Raw genomic sequence first — 17,873 nt, 5'->3', positions numbered from 1 at the left:
TCCCCGCCCCCCCCTCGGGTGGGGGCCGGGGTAGAGGGTCGTGGGGGCCTGGGGTGTGGTTTGTGGTCGGCCCCCCCCCGGGGGGGGGGGGGGGGGGCCCCCACCCCCGGCTCACGGCGTCAGCCGGTTCGGGCCGCGGAACAGGAAGACCGCCTCGCGGATCGAGCCCAGCCCGAGCAGCACCATCAGCATCCGGCTCAGGCCCATCCCGAAGCCGCCGTGCGGCGGGCAGCCGTACTCGAAGCAGTGCAGGTAGTCGGCGAGCGGCTCCAGGGCCATGCCCTTCTCCCGCGCCTGCGCCGTGAGCACCTCGTGGCGGTGCTCGCGCTGGGCGCCGGTGGTGACCTCCAGGCCCTTCCACAGCAGGTCGAAGCTGAGCGTCAGGTCCGGCCGGTCCTCGGGCCGCGCGTGGTAGAACGGCCGGATCGCGGCCGGGTAGTGGGTCACGAAGACGAACTCGTGCCCGGTCCGCTCGGCCGTCAGCGAGGCCAGCAGCCGCTCGCCCTCCGGGTCCAGGTCGACCTTCTCGCCGGCCGGGTCCCAGCCGTGCGAGCGGAGCAGCTCCTGCGCCTCGGCCATGGTGATCCGCGGGAACGGGGTGCTCGGCACCACCACCTCGACGCCGAACTCCGCCCGGATCCGCTCGCCGTGACGCTCCGCCACCAGGCCCAGGGCGTGCGCGATCATCGCCTCCTCGAAGGCCTGCACGTCCTCCGCGTCCCGGGTCCAGGCCAACTCGACGTCCACGCCGGTGAACTCGGTGGCGTGCCGCGAGGTGAACGACGGCTCGGCCCGGAAGACCGGTCCGATCTCGAAGACCCGGTCGATCCCCGAGGCGATCGCCATCTGCTTGTAGAACTGCGGCGACTGCGCCAGGTACGCCTCGCCGCCGAAGTAGCCGAGCTTGAACACCTCGGCGCCCGACTCCGAGGCCGTCCCCATCAGCTTGGGCGTGTGCAGCTCGGTGGCCCCCTGCGCGTAGGCGTACTCGCGCATCCCGGCCTCGAAGGTGGTCTGCACCGCGAAGAGCAGCTGCGCCGCCGGCCGACGGCGGATGTCCAGGAACCGCCAGTCGAGCCGGTGTTCGATCCCGGACTGCTCGTCGACCGGCAGCGGCCCGGCGGCGGGGGCCACCACCTCGACCGATTCCGGCAGCAGCTCCAGGCCGCCCAGCTTGACCACCGGGTTGGCCACCACGGTCCCGGTGACCCGGACCGCGGTCTCGGTGCTCAGCCCGTCCAGCACCGCCTCCAGCTCGCCGCCGTCCCGACGGTGGGTCAGCTGCACGGTGCCGGTGTGGTCCCGGACCAGGACGAACTGCATGGTGCTCTGCAGGCGTGACGTCTGCACCCAGCCGCAGACCGTGACGGTGCGTCCGACGGCTTTCGACAGCTCGCCGACCAGGGTGCGCTCGGACCCGGTGCGCTCAGTGGGGTGGATCATCGCAGTCCTCCACGGACCTCGGAATGATCCCTTCGAAGTGCGGGCGAGAAGGGTGACTCGCGGTACCACCGCACCTTCGCCGGCGCCTCGCGGGCCGGCCTCTTTCCGTGCCGACGCTCGGGAGTGTCTTCACCCGGGGCGCGAGACCGCCTTCCCAGCTGCCGGCGGCTCTCTGGACTCGCGTGCTCCCACGGCTACTTGTCTCCGTCGTCGCGTTGATCACCGAGGATAGGCCGTACCCGGAGGAGGTGCAACGGGGTTAGACCACCTCGGCGAGCTCGCGCAGCAGCCTGGCCTTGGCCCGGGCGCCCACCATCGACTTCACCGGCTCGCCGCCGCGGAACACGATCAGCGTCGGCATCGAGAGCACCCCGTACCGGGCCTGGGTCCCGGGGTTGCGGTCCACGTCCACCGTGACCACCTTGACCCGGTGCGCCTCCTCGGCCGCCACCGCCTCCAGCACCGGCGCGAGCATCCTGCACGGCGGGCACCAGTCGGCGGTGAAGTCGACCAGCACCGGCAGCTCGCTGCCCAGCACCTCGGCCTCGAAGGTCTCGTCGGTCACCGCGGTCAGCGTGTCAGCCATCGTCCCCGTCCTCCCAGTCAGTGGTCAGTTCGCAGCGCGGGGCGGCCTCGTCGGCCAGCAGCTCGGCCCGGGCCAGTTGCCGGGAGAGCTGCGCGCGCACCGCACCGAGCCGGTCCAGGCACGCGTCCAGCTCGGCCAGCTTGCGCCGGTACACCTCCAGCGAGGCCGGGCAGGCGTCGCCCTCCGGGTGCCCGGCCTGCAGGCACTCGACGAACGGGCGGGTGTCCTCCAGCTCGAAGCCGAAGTCCTGCAGCAGCCGGATCTGCCGGACCAACTGCACGTCCTGCTCGCCGTAGGCGCGGTAGCCGTTGCCGGTCCGGCGGGCCGTCAGCAGCCCGCGCGACTCGTAGTACCGCAGGGTGCGGGTGGTGGTGCCCGCCCGCTCGGCCAGCTCGCCGATCCGCATGCCCTCGACCTCCCGTGCTCGCGTGGGTACGACGGTAGACCTTGCCGCCGACGTCAAGGCCAGCCCCGCTCCCACGCGCGGGCCTACCCGCGGAAGAGGTTGTGCCCCACGTCGGACGGGACCACGTCCTGCACCGGCTGGCTGCCCGGCCCCGGCACGTGCTCGCCCGGGATCGGCACGTCGCTCACCCGGTGCAGCAGCACCACGCCGTCCTTGGTCCAGATCTGCTGGTACCCGTGGGTCAGCAGCAGCTGGATCCGGGCGGCCTGCTCGGTGTCGGTGGCGAACGGGAAGGCCCGGTGGTCCGCGCGGATCAGCACGTAGTCCATGCCGCGCGGGGTCTGGTCGACCAGCACCACCGTGGTGCGCGAGGTGAGCCGCGGCACCGCCTGGTTGTCGGCCTCCACCGTGGCACCGGTGGGGATCAGCCTGGTCGCCTGCAGCAGCGCCGCCTCGCTGGTCCCGGCCTTCCACCAGGCGGGCACCGCCAGCTGGACCAGCCCGAGCGGGATCGCGACGGCCACCGTGCACGCCACCGTGGCGGTGGCCAGCCGGATCGCCGTGCGCCGGCTGCGCTCCTGCCGGTACAGCCGGCCGAGCACCTCGATCGAGGCGGTCAGCAGGATCGGCCACAGGAAGGCGTCGTAGTGCCGGGCGATCGACCAGTGGTTGGGGTTGGTGGAGAGCAGCCGCTCGGCCAGCAGCGGGGCCGCGCAGAGCGTGGTGAGCGAGCGCAGCGGCAGCAGGAAGAGGGTGCCGAACAGCCAGAGCACCAGCAGCGGCTTGAGCGGGGCGTTCAGCGCGCCGGTGACCAGCAGCCACGGGTGGGTGAGCACGTGGGTGGCCGCGCCGCCCATGTTCGGGCCGAGCTCCTGGTAGTTCCAGTAGTAGCCCGGCTGCCCGCCCATCGCCGGGATCAGCCAGACCACGGTGATCATGCTGAGCACCGGGCCGAGCACCAGGAAGGCCAGGCCGGTGCGCTGACCGGCCCGGTCGGCGGTGCGGCGGGCGCGCAGGATCAGCACCAGGCCGTAGGCGGCCACCAGCAGCCCGAGGTCCTCCTTGGTGCAGCAGAGCAGGAAGGCCGCCACCGCGGCGGTGCCGTACCGGTGGGCCAGTCCGCGCTCCAGCATCAGCAGGGTCAGCGGGACGGCGAAGGCGACCTCGTGGAAGCCGCCGCGGGCGGAGGCGGAGAGCGGCCAGCCGAGCGCGAAGACCAGCGAGGCCAGGTCGGCGGCGCGCAGTCGGACGTGCGCCGGGGCCCCGTCGAAGGCGTGCCGGGTGATCCGGCGCACCAGCGGCACGCCGGCCGCGAACAGCAGCGACTGGGCCAGCAGCAGCGACCGCGGGTCGTTCCAGATCCAGTAGAGCGGGGCGGCCAGCGCCAGCACCGGCGAGAAGTGGTCGCCGAGCAGCGAGAAGCCGGGCGGGAACTCGTGGTGGTAGCTCTTCACGATGGAGACCGGGAGCTGGAAGTGCGCGTAGCCGCGCATCCCCTGGTCGAAGATCCCCAGGTCGAAGCCGCCGAGCTGGACCGAGGTCCAGCCCTGCATCCCGATCGCGAAGCAGAGGGTGAAGCAGAGCAGGCTGAACAGCACCGCCCGGGTACGGCCGGACAGCACCGGCGCCGTTCGGGCACCGGTGTCGGCCGGGCTGGTCCCGCTGGTCAGGACCTGCGTCTGCGCGCTCAACCGAGCCTCACCTGGTCGTCAACGTGTCGTCGAGGAAGTCCCGCTCGGCGCTCTCCAGCGCTGCCGGGGTGGTCCGCTCGGCCGCCGCCCGACGGGCCGTCAGCACCGTGCGGCCGACCACGGCGAGCACGAGGACGCCGAGGAGCGGGTAGATCGAGGAGGCCGCCTGCCAGTTCCACGGGACGCCCAGTCCACCGCTCTGCGGCACCAGCCACATCGCGTAGGAGAGGAAGGCGAGCAGGGTCACGGCGAACAGGGTCCGCCAGGTCCGGCCGCGCTGCAGGGCCGGGCGGGCCCACTCGCTCTCCGCCTCGGCGGCCAGCAGGATCAGCAGCGGCACGCACCAGACGTAGTGGTGGGTCCAGCTGATCGGCGAGACCAGGAGCGCGGTGAGCGCGGTGCAGAGCACGCCCCAGGCGTCCGCCCGGCGCATCATCCGGTCCGAGCGCCCCGCGAGCACGGCCACGCCCAGGCCGCCGAGCAGCGCCAGGCCGCCGGCCGCGGTGGCCAGGGTGCCCGGGTCGTGCTGGCTGAGCAGGCGGGCCACCGCGCCGCGCACCGACTGGTTGTCCACCAGCTCGGTGACGCCGACCCGGCTGGAGTCCCAGAGGTACTTGGTCCAGAAGCCGTAGGAGGCGCCCGGGAGCGCGACCGCGCCGATCAGCACGGTGGCCGCGAAGGAGGCGGCGGAGACCATGGCGGCCCGCACCCGGCCGGTCAGCAGCAGGTAGACGGCGAACAGCCCCGGGGTGAGCTTGAGGCCGGCGGCGATGCCGATCGCCACGCCCTTGTACTTGCTGCGGTCCGGGCGGGTCAGGTCGATCAGCACCAGGCAGGCCAGGCCCAGGTTGACCTGGCCGTACTGGATGGTGGTGAAGACGGGCTCCAGCCACGGACCGAACCCGGCCACGAGCAGGGCGCCGGGCAGCCGGTGCTGGCGGCGCGGCCAGCCGACCAGTTTGAAGGAGAGCCAGCCGAGCAGGCCGAGCAGGCCGATGTTGAAGAGGGTGACGATCACGCGCAGCGCGGTGAGGTCGAACCAGGTGCTCGGCACGAAGAGCATCGCGGCGAACGGCGGGTAGGTGGCCGCCAGGTCCCAGCCCGGCACCCGCATCGTGTAGAGGTTCTGGTGGTTCGCCACCGCGGCGCCCTCGGCCCGGTAGACGATCATGTCCACCATCGAGAAGTCCTGGAAGTGGCGGAGCACCGCGAATATCGCGAGCGAGACGACTGCGGCCAGTGCCGCCACCGCCGTTGGGGTACGAAGAGCCGTCCGGAGCCGGGATTGTCGCCGGTCGCTCGTCGCCATCCCGCTACGTGCCTCTCTTAAGTCCAGGAATCGGGCAGCCCCGACACACGCGCCCCCCGAGCGCGCATCGAGCCACGCTAACCGCAGGCTCGACCGGCCTCTATGACCCCCATCACTCAAAGGGTCACGAGGCTGTCACACCTGAGGCAGGCTAACCTGCGCGACGGACGAAACCGTCGCCCTGAATCGAACTCCCAGTCGACGCACAGTCGGTGCTCACATCGGGTTCATCGGATTCTCATCCGATCGGCACGAAGGCCCATTCCGTCTGACGGAGCGTATGCGAAGTGGAATATTCGATTCCCTTCTCTCGTACCTGGACAGGTTAGCCCATTCCGGACAGTGCTCCGGTCAAGAGGGGCGGCGGCCGGACAGCCGGGGGTCCGATTTGACAGCGGCGAGGAAGGACTTGAAGGACGCGACGGGGAAGGTGAGGGCGGGGCCGTCGGGGTCCTTGGAGTCGCGCACGGCGGGGAGGGAGGGGGCGATCTCGACGCAGTCGCCGCCGTTCGGGGCGGAGTAGCTGGACTTGCGCCACTGCTCGGCACTCATGAGCTGAGTTCCCCTCTGATGGTGCGGATCAGTTCAAGGGAGGCAGTCGCCGAGAGGGCCTCGACCTGCAGCAGAGTGTACGCGCGCAGCCACTGGGCCATGAGCTCGTGATTGTGCTCCAGGATGCCCAGGTGAAGTGCCTCGGTGTAGCCCACCTGGGAACCGTCGGGCATCGTGAGCAACGTCAGCGATCCGGCCAGCGGATTGCGCTCGCCGAGGTCCAGTGTCGCTACCTGCAAGCAGACGTGCGGAAGTTGAGCCATCTCGATCAGATGGTCGAGCTGCGCGACCATCTCCTCCGTCGTCCCGATCTGACGCCGCAGTGCCGCCTCGTCGATCACGCCCCAGAAGAACGGCGGCGCCTCGGAGCGAAGCCGCTCCCCTCGCTTCATCCGCAGCGTCAGCCGCTCCTCGAAGGTGTCCACGGGCTCGGCGAACTGCGCGTTCGCTCCGCGGAACAGCGCGCTCGCATACGCGCGCGTCTGCAACGGCCCCGGCAAGTAGGACAACTGGTAGGTCCGGATCTCACGGGCCTCGGCCTCCTTCTCCACGAAGTCGGTGAATCCGGCCGGAAAGGCCGCAGCCCACTCCCTCGTCAGGTACCTCACCAGGAAGCCGACCGCGCCCCCGGTGCCCAACGCCGCGTCACAGAGGTCGGCCATCTCCTCGGTCGGCTTCCGCGCCCCGTTCTCCACCTTGCTGATCAGACTGCCGCCGAAGGCGATCTCCGCGCCCAACTGATCCTGGGTCCTGCCCCGCTTCTCCCGGTAGAACCGCAGCACGGCACCGATCACCTGCAGCGGACTCACCACGGGTTCCAACTCCTGCTCCCGCCCAGTCAAGTCGACCCCCAACTTGCCCAGGCGTCCCGGGCAGCAGTCCGACGCGAGGCCGCTCTGTCCAGCCCCAACCACTAGCGAGCGTAACTCTGCGCCCACATCCTGGAAGCAGAACGTGACGACTCGTTAGGAACTCCCATGACCTCACGCCTCTCGCGCACCGCCGTGCGCCAACGCCAGGAAGCCGCCAACGCGCTGGAGGACTTCCAGGTGGTGCTGAACCTCGCCGGGGTCGGCCTGCCCTCCGCCTGCCTGGACGGGCAGGACGGGCCGTTCACCGGCCAGGTGCTGGTCGACCTCGGCCGGATCTCGCCCGCCAATCTGGAGAAGCTCACCGACCTGCTCCGCGAGGCCCTCAAGCACCGCGCCCAGTCGGCCCGTTGACCCTCCTGCGCCGCACCTGGGCCCGCCTCGTCCGGCCCCGCCCCTGCCCGCTCGGCTGGCCCAACTGTCCCCTCTGCACCGCGAATCCGAGGCCCCGACCATGACCAAGCGCACGCCCCGCAAGAGCGCCCTGACCATCCGCGTGTACCGGATCGACCCCGCCACGGGCCGGCGCACCCACCTGCACCGCGAGACCGTCCGCCTCGGCGAGCCCTACACCCGCCCCCTCACCAACGACTGGCCCGCCTGCGCCTGCCCACGCTGCCTCGCGACCCGGGCCGCCTCGTGAATCTCCGGGCCGGCGCGCACGCGCGTCGGCGTCGGTCGGACAACGAGGCAACGGAGCGCTCGAACTACCGGATGACCAGCTGCCGATCCCCGAAATCGGCAACGACGCGGAGCTTGCCCCCGAGCGCCTCCACATAGGCGCGGATGGTGGAGAGCGCCGCGCTGTCCAGCTCGCCCTTCTCCAGCCGGGACACGTTGGGCTGGGTCACGCCGATGATCTCGGCGACCTCCACCTGGGTGAGCTCCTGCTCCTTGCGGATCTCCGCGAGCCGGTAGGCCCGGACCTCCGCGTCGAGCTTGGCGCGGTGCGCGGCAACCCGGGCCTCATCGGTGACAACCTCGGGCCGGACCTCTTTCCAAGACCTGGCCATCTACTTCTCGCCTTCCTTGAGGTGCCGGTCGAATCGGGCGTCAGCGACCGGGATGTTCTCGTCATACCACTTGTTCCAGGCGCCAGTCTTGTCGCCGGCCACCAGGAGGATGGCTTCGCGAGCAGGATCGAAGACGAAGAGGATGCGGATCTCGGTCTCACCGCCCGTACGAGGCCGCAGCTCCTTCATGTTGTGGTGCCTCGACTTCTTGATCCGGTCAACGAGGGGTCGACCGAGCGTGGGCCCCTCTTCCTGGAGCTTGTCGATGGCCGCCGCGACCTGGTCGGCGATCTCCGGCTCATCCTTGCTGAGCCGGACGAACCACGCGTCGACTTCTTCATGCAACGAGACTTCCATGCCACGAAGCAATTATGCCTTCTAGGCTATATAAGTTGCAAGATATATCCTGGGTAGGGACGGTCCACCGGACACGGTCGGACCACCGGCCCCCGAAGCATCAGTCGGCTGCGCACCCGACCTATGCGCCCGGCGCCGCCGGTCCCCAGTCCGGCAGTGCGTGTCCGGCCCCGGTAGTGACCCGGTCCACCGTGCAGCCCATCAGCTCCACTGCGGCGCAGAGCTCCCGCCGCACCCGCGCGTCGTCCTCGGGTGGGAAGCTGATCCGGATCTGGTGCGGGTGGGACATGTCGTAGGTGAGCAGCCAGTCGGTCTCCACCGTCGCGAAGTGGTCCTGCCCGCTGTCGCCGGCGTCCGACCGCCAGCTGCCCCGGTCCACGGTCGGGGCCAGCGCCGCGCGGAGCAGGCGCAGGCGCTCGGCGTGCGGGTGCGGGCCCTCGGTCAGCTTCAGGCACCGGTGGGTCCGGGGGCGGAAGGCGTTGAACCACGGCGCCAGGTCCGGCTCCATCTCCGCCAGCAGCTCCGACCGCACCCGGCCGCCCGCCCACCCGGCGAGGAAGGCGGCCGTGCGCATCGCGAAGGTCTCGTAGTCGCCGTCCCGGCTCCAGACCACGACCGGCCAGTGCTCCGGCTCGCCCCCGGTGAGCCAGCACAGCCGGTCGGCGTCCATGGTCGAGCCCCAGACCAGCAGCCCGCCGGGCGCGGGGTGCAGGGGGTACGGGTAGCGCCGGCGCTTCCACTCCGGCTCCGACTCCAGTCGCAGCGGGCCGCTCTGCCAGCTCAGTCCGTTGTGCGGGTGGGCGCCGAACGGCGTCCGCAGGTAGAGGAAGTCGCAGAACTCCCCGTAGCCGTACGTCTCGACCACCTGCCGGTAGTCCGGCGGCAGGCGCACGCCGAGCGCGGCCTCCGCCGCCGCCCAGTCCGACCCGGCGTCCACCGGCTCGCGCGGCGGGGCCACCAACCGGACCAGCGCATCGAATCCCATCACTCCCCTCCCGCCCCAGCTTCGCACCGCGCGCCCCGCCGCCGGAAATCCGCCCCACCCCGCCCGTGCCGGCCGCTCGCCGCCTACGCCTCCCGCCAGGCCCCCAGGGCGAACCCGCCGCCCGCGCTGCGGACCTCCACCGCACCGGCCCCGCCGAAGTGCGCGGGGATGACCAACTCGTTCAGCTCCGCCGCGCGTTCGAGGATCCGCCGCCGACTGGTGGCCGCCCCGGCCGGATCCAGGCAGAGGCAGCTGCTGCAGGAGGGGGCGAGCAGCTGCACGGGGCTGTGCACCAGGTCGCCGACGAAGACCGCGCGGTCGCCGCCGGAGCGCACCCGCAGCACCGACGACCCGGGCGTGTGCCCGGGGGCCGCCTCCAGGGTGAGGTGCTCGTCGATCCGGTACGCCTCGTCCCACAGCACGGCCAGGCCGGCCCGGTGGATCGGCGCGATGCTGTCCTGGTAGATCAGCCGGTCGCTCTCCCGCAGGCCCTTCGCGTAGCCGTTGTCGGGGCCGTAGTAGTGGTCGTCGGCAGCCGGCATCAGGTAGCGGGCGTTGGGGAAGGTCGGCACCCAACCCCCCGCGAGGCCCTTGGTGTTCCAGCCCACGTGGTCGACGTGCAGGTGGGTGTTGACCACCGTGTCCACCTCCTCCGGCTCGATGCCCGCCGCGGCCAGCAGGCCGGGGAAGTCGCCCTGCCAGTGGTGGAACGGCGAGCCGGGCCGCTCCCGCCCGTTGCCGACGCCCGGGTCGATCACCACGGTGCGCCCGGCGCTGCGCACCACCCAGGTCTGCAGGGCCATGGCCGCCCGGTCGCTCTCCCGCTCCCAGTGGTCCGGGGCCAGCCAGTCCGCGTTCCGCTGCCACACCTCCGGCGGTGCGTCCGGCACCAGCTCGCCGGCCGGCATGAACGCCCCCCGCCACTCGACGAGCCGGATGATCTCGACGTCCCCCAGCGTGATCCGCTGCACGTTCTCGTTGTCCATGCCTTCGACCCTAGGAGTGCCGGCTGATCGCCTCAATGCTCCACAGCCTCACCGTGATACGCGTACGGCTCACCATTGACGGCCCTGGCTACACTGCCGCCATGGACGTGGTGAGCGACGCGATCTCGACCGTGCGGATCGGCCGGCCCTCCTCCAACCGGGTCGGCGTCAGCGGCAGGTGGAGCACCCGGCTGGCCCCGTACGACGGTGCGGGCTTCCACGTCGTGCTGCGCGGCGGCTGCCGACTGGTGCCGGACGGCGGTGGCGACCCGCTGCTGCTCGGCCCCGGTGACGCGGTGCTGCTGCCGCACGGCGCCGGGCACGTGCTCGCCGACGCCGCTGCCGACGGGGCCGCCGTGGCGCGGGCGGTGGCGTTCGAGGACTGGACGGCCGCCGGGTCGCCCCGACCGCCGGCCACGGGCGCGGAGGAGGTCCAGCTGCTGTGCGGCAAGTACCGGCTCGACCGCAGCCGGGTGCACCCCCTGCTGGCCGAGCTGCCGCAGGTCGTGCACCTGCCGAACCGGATCGGCGGCGATCCGGAACTGCGCTTCGCCATCGACCTGTTGGGCCGGGAGCTGGGCGAACAGCGACCGGGCGCCTGCATCGCCGTGCCGAGCCTGCTCGACCTGCTGCTGGTCTACATGATCCGGTCCTGGCTGGCCTCGGGCACCACCGGGGCCTGGTCGGCCGTGCTCGGTGACGAGGTGGCGGCCGCCGCGCTGCGCGCCCTGCACTCGGACCCGGCCGCCCCGTGGACCAACGACCGGCTGGCCGCCGAGGTCGGCGTCTCCCGCCCCACCCTGGCCCGCCGGTTCACCTCACTGGTCGGCCGCCCGCCGATGGGCTACCTCACCTGGTGGCGCCTCACTCTGGCGGCCACGCTGCTGCGGGAGACCGAGGCCCCGCTCGCCGGCATCGCCCGCCAGGTCGGCTACGGCACCCCGTACGCCCTCTCGCACGCCTTCCACCGCGAGTTCGGCACCACCCCGGGCCGCTACCGCGCGGCGGCCGCAGCCACGGCCTGACGGCGGCTCAGCTGTCGAACCAGACCACCAGGCGGGCGTTCTGCTCGCCGTGCACCCGCGCCAGCGCCTCCAGCACCAGCCAGACGGGCTGCCACGCGCCGTCCGCCGGGACGGCGTCGCGGCGGGTGAGCCGCTCGGCGCGGTAGACCAGGTCGCCGTCGTGCCACTCGCTGCCCTCCGGCCAGTCCGCGCTCTCGCCGAGGTCGAGGCCGACCAGCTCCGCGAACCGTGCGGACCAGGCGGACTTGCCCACCGGGACCAGCCCCTCGGCGGTCCGCCGGTACTCGTGGATCCGGCTGTCGACGGACTCGGCCGGCTCGGACCAGTCGGTGGCCCCCAGCTCCGCCCAGCCGATCCAGCTGGCGCCGAGGATGCCGCCGTACCGCTCGGCCTCGGCGTACTCGGCACGCACCGGCTCCGAGACGTCCGCCGGCAGCCCGCGGTACCCGGCGAGCGGGCGGAAGCCGGCGTAGTTCCGGACACCGAAGAGGCAGCCGAACGCGTCGTAGTCCCGTTCGGCGTAGAGCGCGCCGAGTCCGATCGCCGGCCGCCACGGCCGCTCCCCGCCGCCCGCCCGGTACTCCACGAAGCCGCTGATGTCCGTCCCCATGCCGGACATTCTGGCGGTGCCGTCAACCGGAGAGCCGCGACGGCCCGTCAGTTCCCGCCGGGCCGGCTCACTCCAGCACCGGGAGCAGCTGCGGCAGGTGCCCGTCGGAGGCCAGCGCGGCCGCCCGGCGTTCGGCCGGCACCTCGCCGTAGGTGGTGGTGCGCTGGCGGGACGGACGGCCGGCCGCGGCGGCGATGGCCTCCAGGTCGCGGATCGACTTGTAGCTGCCGTAGCCGGAGCCGGCCATCCGGGAGATGGTCTCCTCCATCAGGGTGCCGCCCAGGTCGTTGGCGCCGCTGCGGAGCATCTCGGCGGCGCCCTCGGCACCCAGCTTCACCCAGCTGGTCTGGATGTTGCGGATGTGCGGGTGGAGCAGCAGCCGGGCCATCGCGACCACCGCGCGGTTGTCCCGGTGGGTCGGGCCCGGGCGGGAGATGCCCGCGAGGTAGACCGGCGCGTTGGTGTGGATGAACGGCAGGGTGACGAACTCGGTGAAACCGCCGGTCCGTTGCTGGATCTCGGCGAGCAGGCGCAGGTGGCCCAGCCAGTGCGCGGGGGTGTCCACGTGGCCGTACATCATCGTGGAGGAGGAACGGATCCCCAGCTCGTGGGCCGTGCTGACCACCTCCACCCAGGTGGCGGCCGGCAGCTTGCCCTTGGTGAGCACCCAGCGCACCTCGTCGTCCAGGATCTCCGCCGCGGTGCCGGGGATGCTGTCGAGCCCGGCCTGCTGAGCCGCCGTCAGCCAGTCCCGGATCGGGAGCCCGGTCCGGGCGGCCCCGTTGACCACCTCCATCGGCGAGAAGGCGTGCACGTGGATCCCCGGCACCCGCTCCTTCACCGCACGGGCGATGTCGAAGTAGGCCGTCCCCGGCAGGTCGGGGTGGATGCCGCCCTGCATGCAGACCTCGGTGGCCCCCACCTCCCAGGCCTGGGCGGCCCGGTCGGCGACCTGGTCGAGCGAGAGGGTGTACGCGTCGGCATCGGTGCGCCGCTGGGCGAAGGCGCAGAACCGGCAACCGGTGTAGCAGACGTTGGTGAAGTTGATGTTCCGGGTCACGCAGTACGTCACGGTGTCGCCCACCGCGTCCCGCCGCACCGCGTCGGCGACGGCGCACAGCGCGTCGAGCGCGTCGCCGTCGGCGGCGAACAGCGCGAGCGCCTGGTCGTCGGTGAGCCGGGTCGGGTCGTCGGCCGCCACCCGCAGCGCGGACCGGACGTCCCCCGGCAGCCGGGCCGGCGGGAGCGCCGCCACCTTCTCGCGCAGCGCGGACCAGTCCCCGTACACCTCCTCGAAGTCCCCGCGCCGGTCGCCGGTGCGCCCCTCGGTGTCGATGGTGCGGTGCAGGTCGGTGCGACCGCCCGCGGCGGGCAGCTCCTCCGGCTCCTGCCAGGGCCGGCCCACCGGCAGCGCGTCGGGCACCGCCAGGCCGGTCTCCGGGTCGGCCAGCGCCGCCACGTGCGGGCGCACCCGCGGGTCCAGCCACGGCTCACCGCGCCGCAGGTACTCCGGATACACCGTCAGCCGCTCGCGCAGCTCGAAACCCTCGGCCGCGGTGCGCCGGGCCAGCTCCTCGATCTGCGGCCACGGGCGCTCGGGGTTGACGTGGTCCGGGGTGAGCGGGGAGACCCCGCCCCAGTCGTCGATCCCGGCGCCGATGATCAGCGGGTATTCGGCGTCCACCAGGTTCGGCGGCGCCTGGATCCGGGCGGCCGGGCCGAGCACCAGCCGGGCCACCGCGATCGCCGCCGCCAGCTCCTCCAGCTCGGCGTCCGGCATCGCCCGCATCGCGGTGTCCGGCTTGGCCCGGAAGTTCTGCACGATGACTTCCTGGATCCCCTGGTACTGCCGGGCCACCGAGCGGATCGCGAAGAACGCGTCGGCCCGCTCCTGATGGTCCTCGCCGATCCCGATCAGCACCCCGGTGGTGAACGGGACCGCGCTGCGCCCGGCCTCCTCCAGCACCCGCAGCCGCACCGCCGGCTCCTTGTCCGGGGAGCCGTGGTGCGGACCGCCGGGCTCGGACCAGAGCCGGGTGGCGGTGGTCTCCAGCATCATGCCCATGCTGGGGGCCACCGGCTTCAGCCGCTGGAAGTCGGTCCAGCCGAGCACGCCCGGGTTGAGGTGCGGCAGCAGCCCGGTCTCCTCCAGCACCCGGACCGCCATCGCGCGGACGTAGGACAGCGTGTCGTCGTAGCCGTGCGCGTCCAGCCACTCGCGGGCCTCGGGCCAGCGGTCCTCGGGCCGGTCGCCGAGCGTGAAGAGCGCCTCCTTGCAGCCCAGCGCCGCGCCCTGCCGGGCGATCTCCAGCACCTCGTCGGGCGACAGGTAGAGGCCGTGGCCCGCCTTGCGCAGCTTGCCGGGGACGGTGACGAAGGTGCAGTAGTGGCAGCGGTCCCGGCACAGCCGGGTGAGCGGGACGAAGACCTTCTTGGAGTAGGTGATCACGCCCGGGCGACCGACCGCCGCCAACCCCTGGTCCCGCAGCCGGGCCGCGACCGCGCACAGCTGCGCGAGGTCGTCGCCCCGGGCCTGCAGCAGCACCGCGGCCTCGGTTCTGTCCAGCGCCACCCCGTCCCGGGCGCGCCGGAGCGCGCGGCGCATCGAGGACTCGGTGGGGGCGGCGGAGGTCGTGCGGTCCATGCGCCGACCCTACGTCAGCGGGACTACCCCGGGAGGAGCTGACCCTGAGGGTTTCTCAGGGTTGACTGCACCCGGGGATGTATGTCGCTCTGGCCCTGGCGGGCGATGCCGCGGGGCGGGGTGCGGGGCTCTAATGGATGTCGTCAAGCGTTGTGCAGACGGGACACGGCAGGACCCGGAACCTCAGGAGCACTGCCCGACGGAGGGGCTGAACCGATGACGCAGTTCGCAGCAACCGACGAGCCGCAGGGCGAGCCGATCGGCCGCCCGTACCAGGCCCGGCGCCGCACCGCGGTGCGGGTGCTGGTACCGATCGCCATCGCGGCGGTGGCGGCCACCGGCGTCGCCGTGGTGCCGGCACTGGCCAGCGACGGCAGTCCGACGCTGCCTCAGGTGACGGCCGAACAGCTGGTCACCAAGGTGCTGAGCGACCGGACCCAGGCGCTGAGCGGGACCGTGAAGGTCTCCACCGACCTCGGCATCCCGAGCCAGGCGCTGGCGATGCTCGGGCACGGCGGGGTGGGCCAGGCCGTGACCGGCCAGGCGGCCGCGGCCGGCGGCGCCGGCCAGGCCCGCCAGGACAACGGCGCCGCCCAGGCCGATCCGCAGGCCAAGCTCACCGAGCTGCTGGCCGGCGAGCACACCCTGCGGATCGCCGCCGACGGCCCCGACAAGCAGCGGGTCGCGCTGATCGACGACCTGGCCGAGTACGACCTGATCCGCAACGGCGACCAGGGCTGGGCCTACGACAGCGCGACCAACCAGGCGGTGCACCTGACCGGTGGGTCGGGCGCGCAGCACCACCCGGACGGGTCCAAGCTCCCGGACGGGTCCAAGCTCCAGGACGTCACCACCCCGCAGCAGGCCGCCCAGCGCTTCCTGGCCGACAGTGCCAAGAGCTCCGAGGTGACGGTCGCGGGCACCGGCTCGGTGGCCGGCCGCAGCGTCTACCAGCTGCAGGTGAAGCCCAAGCAGTCCGGCTCGACCGTCGCCGCGGTGCAGATCTCGGTCGACTCGGCCACCGGCACCCCGCTGGCGGTCAAGGTGACCACCACCTCCGGCGCCACCGCGCTGGACGTGCACTTCTCCGACGTCTCGTTCGCCGTGCCGGACGCCAAGACCTTCGAGTTCACCCCGCCCAAGGGCGCCAAGGTGGTGCAGCAGCAGGACCAGGCGAAGCAGCAGAAGCCCGCCACGGCCGAGCGGCCCACCGGGGACGGCTCCAAGGTGATCGGCGAGGACTGGACCACGGTCGTCTCGTTCACCCTGCCCAAGGGCGGGGGCGAGCCCAACCAGGCGCTGCCGCAGACCGCGCAGGGCCGCAAGGGCCGCGCCGCCGGCCTGCCGGACGCGCTGGGCCTGGTCAAGTCGCTCGGCAAGCCGGTGGCCGGCGGCACCCTGATCAGCACCAAGGTGCTCAACGTGCTGGTCACCGACGACGGTCACGTCTACGCCGGCGCGGTCACCCCGACCGTGCTGCAGAACGCCGCGGGAGTGAAGTAAGCAGTGAGCCAGTCCCCGACGCTGGAGACCGCCGAGGGGGGCCGCACCGCCGAGGCGGGCGCGGCCCCCGCCGGCGGTGCTCCGGTCATCCGCACCCAGGGCCTCACCAAGCGGTTCGCCGGCGGCCAACTCGCCGTCGACGGGCTCGACCTCACCGTGCCGCGCGGCAGCGTCTTCGGCTTCCTCGGACCGAACGGCTCGGGCAAGACCACCACCATCCGGATGCTGATGGGCCTGATCGCCCCCACCTCCGGAGTGGCCACCGTGCTCGGCGAGTCGATGCCGCAGGCGACCGCGCGGGTGCTGCCCCGGGTCGGCGCGCTGATCGAGGGGCCGGCGCTGTACGGCTACCTGTCCGGGCGGGACAACCTGGCCCGGTTCGACGCGGCCGACCCCACCGCGGACCCGGGCACCCGCAAGGCGCGGGTGGGCCAGGCACTGGAGCGGGTCGGGCTGGCCGCGGCCGCCGGCAAGAAGGCACGGGCCTACTCGCTGGGCATGAAGCAGCGCCTCGGGCTGGCGGCGGCGCTGCTGCAGCCGCGCGAGCTGCTGGTGCTGGACGAGCCGACCAACGGCCTGGACCCGCAGGGCATGCGGGAGATCCGGGCGCTGGTGCGCGAGGTGGCGGCCGAGGGGACCACGGTCTTCCTCTCCTCCCACCTGCTCGACGAGATCGAGCAGGTCTGCACCCACGCCGCGGTGATGTCCAAGGGCCGGCTGGTGGTGCAGGGCACGGTGGCCGAGCTGGCCGCCCGGGCCCAGGGCCGGCTGGTGGTCCGCACGCCGGAGACGGAGCGGGCGGCCGCCGTGCTGCGCGAGCACGGGGTGAAGGAGCTGCGGTCCACCGAGGGCCGGGTGGACGGCGACCTGGACGCCGCGGCCGACGGGCTGCTGCCCGGCCTGTGCGCCGCGCTGGTGGCGGCCGGGGTTCCGGTGCACGGCTTCGGGGTCGAGCGGGGCACGTTGGAGGACGCCTTCGTGGCGCTGACCGGGGAGGGCTTCGATGTCGCGGGCTGAGGCTGTGGAGCTGACCCGACCGCCGGTGGTGGCGGGCCCGCGCCGGGTCACGCCGGGCGGGTTCCTGGCGCTCTTCCTGAGCGAGCTGGGGCTGACCTTCCGTCGGATGCGCACGATCGCGCTGCTCGGGGTGCTGGCGCTGGTACCGATCCTGATCGGCGTGGTGGTGCGGATCGAGACCGGCGACATGCACGGGCGCGACGGGGGCCCCGCCTTCATCGCCCAGGTGACCCAGAACGGGGTCTTCCTGACCTTCACCGCGCTGGCCGTCTCGCTGCCGATCTTCCTGCCGATGACGGTGGGCGTGGTGGCCGGCGACTCGGTGGCCGGCGAGGCCACCTCCGGGACGCTGCGCTACCTGCTGGTGGCCCCGGCCGGGCGGACCAGGCTGCTGGCGGCCAAGTTCGCCGCGGCGCTGGTCTTCTGCGTGGCGGCGACGCTGGCGGTGGCGCTGTCCGCGCTGCTGATCGGCTCGATCCTGTTCCCGCTGGGCCAGGTCACGCTGCTCTCCGGGGACACCATCTCGCTGGGCTCGGCCCTGCTGCGGGTGGTGCTGATCTGCGCGGTGGTGGCGCTCTCGCTCGCCGGTCTGGTGGCGATCGGGCTGTTCGTCTCCACCCTGACCGGCAGCGGGATCGCGGCGATGGCCACCACGGTGGGCCTGGTGATCATCGTGCAGGTGCTGGACAGCTTCCCGCAGCTGCACGCGATCCAGCCGTGGCTCTTCACCCACCACTGGCTGAGCTTCGCGGACCTGCTGCGCGAGCCGATGTACTGGGACCAGGTGTGGCAGAACCTGGGGCTGCAGGCGCTCTACGTGGCGGTCTTCGGCAGCGCGGCCTGGGCCCGGTTCACCAGCCGGGACATCACGGCCTGA

Annotated in this window: 19 protein-coding genes; 6 read left to right on the top strand and 13 right to left on the bottom strand. The window is 72.6% G+C overall.

Annotated elements, in window-relative coordinates; genetic code table 11:
* Nucleotides 1-111: 111 nt before the first annotated feature.
* From aspS to ACFW1A_RS08265, 7 genes are all read right to left on the bottom strand, one after another.
* The gene (gene aspS / locus ACFW1A_RS08295) at nt 112-1,443 is read right to left on the bottom strand and encodes an aspartate--tRNA(Asn) ligase (protein WP_380406212.1); all 1,332 of its coding nucleotides are present in this window, start codon (nt 1,441-1,443) and stop codon (nt 112-114) included.
* Nucleotides 1,444-1,702: 259 nt separating this feature from the next.
* Entirely contained in the window at nt 1,703-2,029 is a 327-nt protein-coding gene (gene trxA, locus ACFW1A_RS08290; RefSeq protein ID WP_380406209.1) for a thioredoxin, read from the bottom strand.
* Nucleotides 2,022-2,435: a MerR family transcriptional regulator gene (locus ACFW1A_RS08285; RefSeq protein WP_380406206.1), complete on the bottom strand. Its 414-nt coding sequence runs from the start codon at nt 2,433-2,435 to the stop codon at nt 2,022-2,024. The genes trxA and ACFW1A_RS08285 overlap by 8 nt, the downstream gene beginning before the upstream one ends.
* Before the next feature lie 83 nt (nt 2,436-2,518).
* Nucleotides 2,519-4,126 carry a DUF2079 domain-containing protein gene (locus ACFW1A_RS08280; protein WP_380406203.1) on the bottom strand — a complete coding sequence of 536 codons (1,608 nt, stop codon included), beginning with the start codon at nt 4,124-4,126 and terminating at the stop codon, nt 2,519-2,521.
* A 7-nt stretch (nt 4,127-4,133) separates the two neighbouring features.
* Entirely contained in the window at nt 4,134-5,375 is a 1,242-nt protein-coding gene (locus ACFW1A_RS08275; RefSeq protein WP_380406200.1) for a glycosyltransferase 87 family protein, read from the bottom strand.
* A 411-nt stretch (nt 5,376-5,786) separates the two neighbouring features.
* Nucleotides 5,787-5,987, bottom strand: a complete 201-nt coding sequence (locus ACFW1A_RS08270) for a DUF397 domain-containing protein (protein ID WP_380406197.1) — start codon at nt 5,985-5,987, stop codon at nt 5,787-5,789.
* Nucleotides 5,984-6,799, bottom strand: coding sequence for a helix-turn-helix domain-containing protein (locus tag ACFW1A_RS08265; protein WP_380406194.1), 816 nt, complete (start codon nt 6,797-6,799; stop codon nt 5,984-5,986). The genes ACFW1A_RS08270 and ACFW1A_RS08265 overlap by 4 nt, the downstream gene beginning before the upstream one ends.
* Before the next feature lie 165 nt (nt 6,800-6,964).
* Between ACFW1A_RS08265 and ACFW1A_RS08260 the strand changes: the two genes are divergently transcribed.
* Together ACFW1A_RS08260 and ACFW1A_RS08255 are read left to right on the top strand one after the other, a co-directional pair.
* Nucleotides 6,965-7,210 carry a hypothetical protein gene (locus ACFW1A_RS08260; RefSeq protein ID WP_380406191.1) on the top strand — a complete coding sequence of 82 codons (246 nt, stop codon included), beginning with the start codon at nt 6,965-6,967 and terminating at the stop codon, nt 7,208-7,210.
* A 100-nt stretch (nt 7,211-7,310) separates the two neighbouring features.
* The gene (locus ACFW1A_RS08255; protein WP_380406188.1) at nt 7,311-7,499 is read left to right on the top strand and encodes a hypothetical protein; all 189 of its coding nucleotides are present in this window, start codon (nt 7,311-7,313) and stop codon (nt 7,497-7,499) included.
* A 64-nt stretch (nt 7,500-7,563) separates the two neighbouring features.
* Here the strand turns inward: ACFW1A_RS08255 and ACFW1A_RS08250 are convergent, their stop codons facing one another.
* The 4 genes from ACFW1A_RS08250 to ACFW1A_RS08235 form a co-directional block, all read right to left on the bottom strand.
* Nucleotides 7,564-7,869, bottom strand: coding sequence for an XRE family transcriptional regulator (locus ACFW1A_RS08250; RefSeq protein WP_380406185.1), 306 nt, complete (start codon nt 7,867-7,869; stop codon nt 7,564-7,566).
* The gene (locus tag ACFW1A_RS08245; RefSeq protein WP_380406182.1) at nt 7,870-8,226 is read right to left on the bottom strand and encodes a type II toxin-antitoxin system RelE/ParE family toxin; all 357 of its coding nucleotides are present in this window, start codon (nt 8,224-8,226) and stop codon (nt 7,870-7,872) included.
* A gap of 121 nt (nt 8,227-8,347) precedes the next feature.
* Entirely contained in the window at nt 8,348-9,211 is an 864-nt protein-coding gene (locus ACFW1A_RS08240) for an SMI1/KNR4 family protein (protein ID WP_380406179.1), read from the bottom strand.
* Between the two features lie 83 nt (nt 9,212-9,294).
* Nucleotides 9,295-10,197 carry an MBL fold metallo-hydrolase gene (locus ACFW1A_RS08235; protein ID WP_380406174.1) on the bottom strand — a complete coding sequence of 301 codons (903 nt, stop codon included), beginning with the start codon at nt 10,195-10,197 and terminating at the stop codon, nt 9,295-9,297.
* 101 nt (nt 10,198-10,298) lie between these two features.
* On the opposite strand from ACFW1A_RS08235, the gene ACFW1A_RS08230 reads away from it, so the two are divergent.
* A complete protein-coding gene (locus ACFW1A_RS08230) occupies nt 10,299-11,222 on the top strand; it encodes an AraC family transcriptional regulator (RefSeq protein WP_380406169.1) in 924 nt (307 codons plus the stop codon).
* 7 nt (nt 11,223-11,229) lie between these two features.
* Here ACFW1A_RS08230 and ACFW1A_RS08225 read toward each other — a convergent pair whose 3' ends face one another.
* Nucleotides 11,230-11,832 (bottom strand): hypothetical protein, encoded by a 603-nt coding sequence (locus tag ACFW1A_RS08225; protein ID WP_380406167.1) that lies wholly within the window; start codon nt 11,830-11,832, stop codon nt 11,230-11,232.
* Nucleotides 11,833-11,899: 67 nt separating this feature from the next.
* Nucleotides 11,900-14,476 (bottom strand): bifunctional FO biosynthesis protein CofGH, encoded by a 2,577-nt coding sequence (locus ACFW1A_RS08220; RefSeq protein ID WP_380406164.1) that lies wholly within the window; start codon nt 14,474-14,476, stop codon nt 11,900-11,902.
* Nucleotides 14,477-14,692: 216 nt separating this feature from the next.
* On the opposite strand from ACFW1A_RS08220, the gene ACFW1A_RS08215 reads away from it, so the two are divergent.
* Genes ACFW1A_RS08215 through ACFW1A_RS08205 form a run of 3 tightly spaced genes read left to right on the top strand, consistent with a single transcriptional unit; the run spans nt 14,693 to nt 17,873 of the window.
* Nucleotides 14,693-15,979, top strand: a complete 1,287-nt coding sequence (locus ACFW1A_RS08215) for an outer membrane lipoprotein carrier protein LolA (protein WP_380406161.1) — start codon at nt 14,693-14,695, stop codon at nt 15,977-15,979.
* 21 nt (nt 15,980-16,000) lie between these two features.
* Nucleotides 16,001-16,996: an ABC transporter ATP-binding protein gene (locus ACFW1A_RS08210; RefSeq protein ID WP_380406244.1), complete on the top strand. Its 996-nt coding sequence runs from the start codon at nt 16,001-16,003 to the stop codon at nt 16,994-16,996.
* On the top strand, nt 16,983-17,873 hold the full coding sequence (locus tag ACFW1A_RS08205; RefSeq protein ID WP_380406158.1) for an ABC transporter permease: 891 nt from the start codon (nt 16,983-16,985) through the stop codon (nt 17,871-17,873). The genes ACFW1A_RS08210 and ACFW1A_RS08205 overlap by 14 nt, the downstream gene beginning before the upstream one ends.

Origin of the sequence: Kitasatospora sp. NPDC058965, assembly GCF_042741245.1 — a bacterium.
Classification (GTDB): Bacteria; Actinomycetota; Actinomycetes; order Streptomycetales; family Streptomycetaceae; genus Kitasatospora.
Note: the sequence above shows the minus strand (reverse complement) of the source record. Positions and strands in the feature narration are given on the sequence as shown.

Bases quoted from the DNA above. Each gene is read 5' to 3' on its own strand.
- aspS (WP_380406212.1), bottom strand. From the start codon at position 1,443: ATGATCCACCCCACTGAGCGCACCGGGTCCGAGCGCACCCTGGTCGGC.
- trxA (WP_380406209.1), bottom strand. From the start codon at position 2,029: ATGGCTGACACGCTGACCGCGGTGACCGACGAGACCTTCGAGGCCGAG.
- ACFW1A_RS08285 (WP_380406206.1), bottom strand. From the start codon at position 2,435: ATGCGGATCGGCGAGCTGGCCGAGCGGGCGGGCACCACCACCCGCACC.
- ACFW1A_RS08270 (WP_380406197.1), bottom strand. From the start codon at position 5,987: ATGAGTGCCGAGCAGTGGCGCAAGTCCAGCTACTCCGCCCCGAACGGC.
- ACFW1A_RS08260 (WP_380406191.1), top strand. From the start codon at position 6,965: ATGACCTCACGCCTCTCGCGCACCGCCGTGCGCCAACGCCAGGAAGCC.
- ACFW1A_RS08255 (WP_380406188.1), top strand. From the start codon at position 7,311: ATGACCAAGCGCACGCCCCGCAAGAGCGCCCTGACCATCCGCGTGTAC.
- ACFW1A_RS08250 (WP_380406185.1), bottom strand. From the start codon at position 7,869: ATGGCCAGGTCTTGGAAAGAGGTCCGGCCCGAGGTTGTCACCGATGAG.
- ACFW1A_RS08245 (WP_380406182.1), bottom strand. From the start codon at position 8,226: ATGGAAGTCTCGTTGCATGAAGAAGTCGACGCGTGGTTCGTCCGGCTC.
- ACFW1A_RS08240 (WP_380406179.1), bottom strand. From the start codon at position 9,211: ATGGGATTCGATGCGCTGGTCCGGTTGGTGGCCCCGCCGCGCGAGCCG.
- ACFW1A_RS08235 (WP_380406174.1), bottom strand. From the start codon at position 10,197: ATGGACAACGAGAACGTGCAGCGGATCACGCTGGGGGACGTCGAGATC.
- ACFW1A_RS08230 (WP_380406169.1), top strand. From the start codon at position 10,299: ATGGACGTGGTGAGCGACGCGATCTCGACCGTGCGGATCGGCCGGCCC.
- ACFW1A_RS08225 (WP_380406167.1), bottom strand. From the start codon at position 11,832: ATGGGGACGGACATCAGCGGCTTCGTGGAGTACCGGGCGGGCGGCGGG.
- ACFW1A_RS08220 (WP_380406164.1), bottom strand. From the start codon at position 14,476: ATGGACCGCACGACCTCCGCCGCCCCCACCGAGTCCTCGATGCGCCGC.
- ACFW1A_RS08215 (WP_380406161.1), top strand. From the start codon at position 14,693: ATGACGCAGTTCGCAGCAACCGACGAGCCGCAGGGCGAGCCGATCGGC.
- ACFW1A_RS08205 (WP_380406158.1), top strand. From the start codon at position 16,983: ATGTCGCGGGCTGAGGCTGTGGAGCTGACCCGACCGCCGGTGGTGGCG.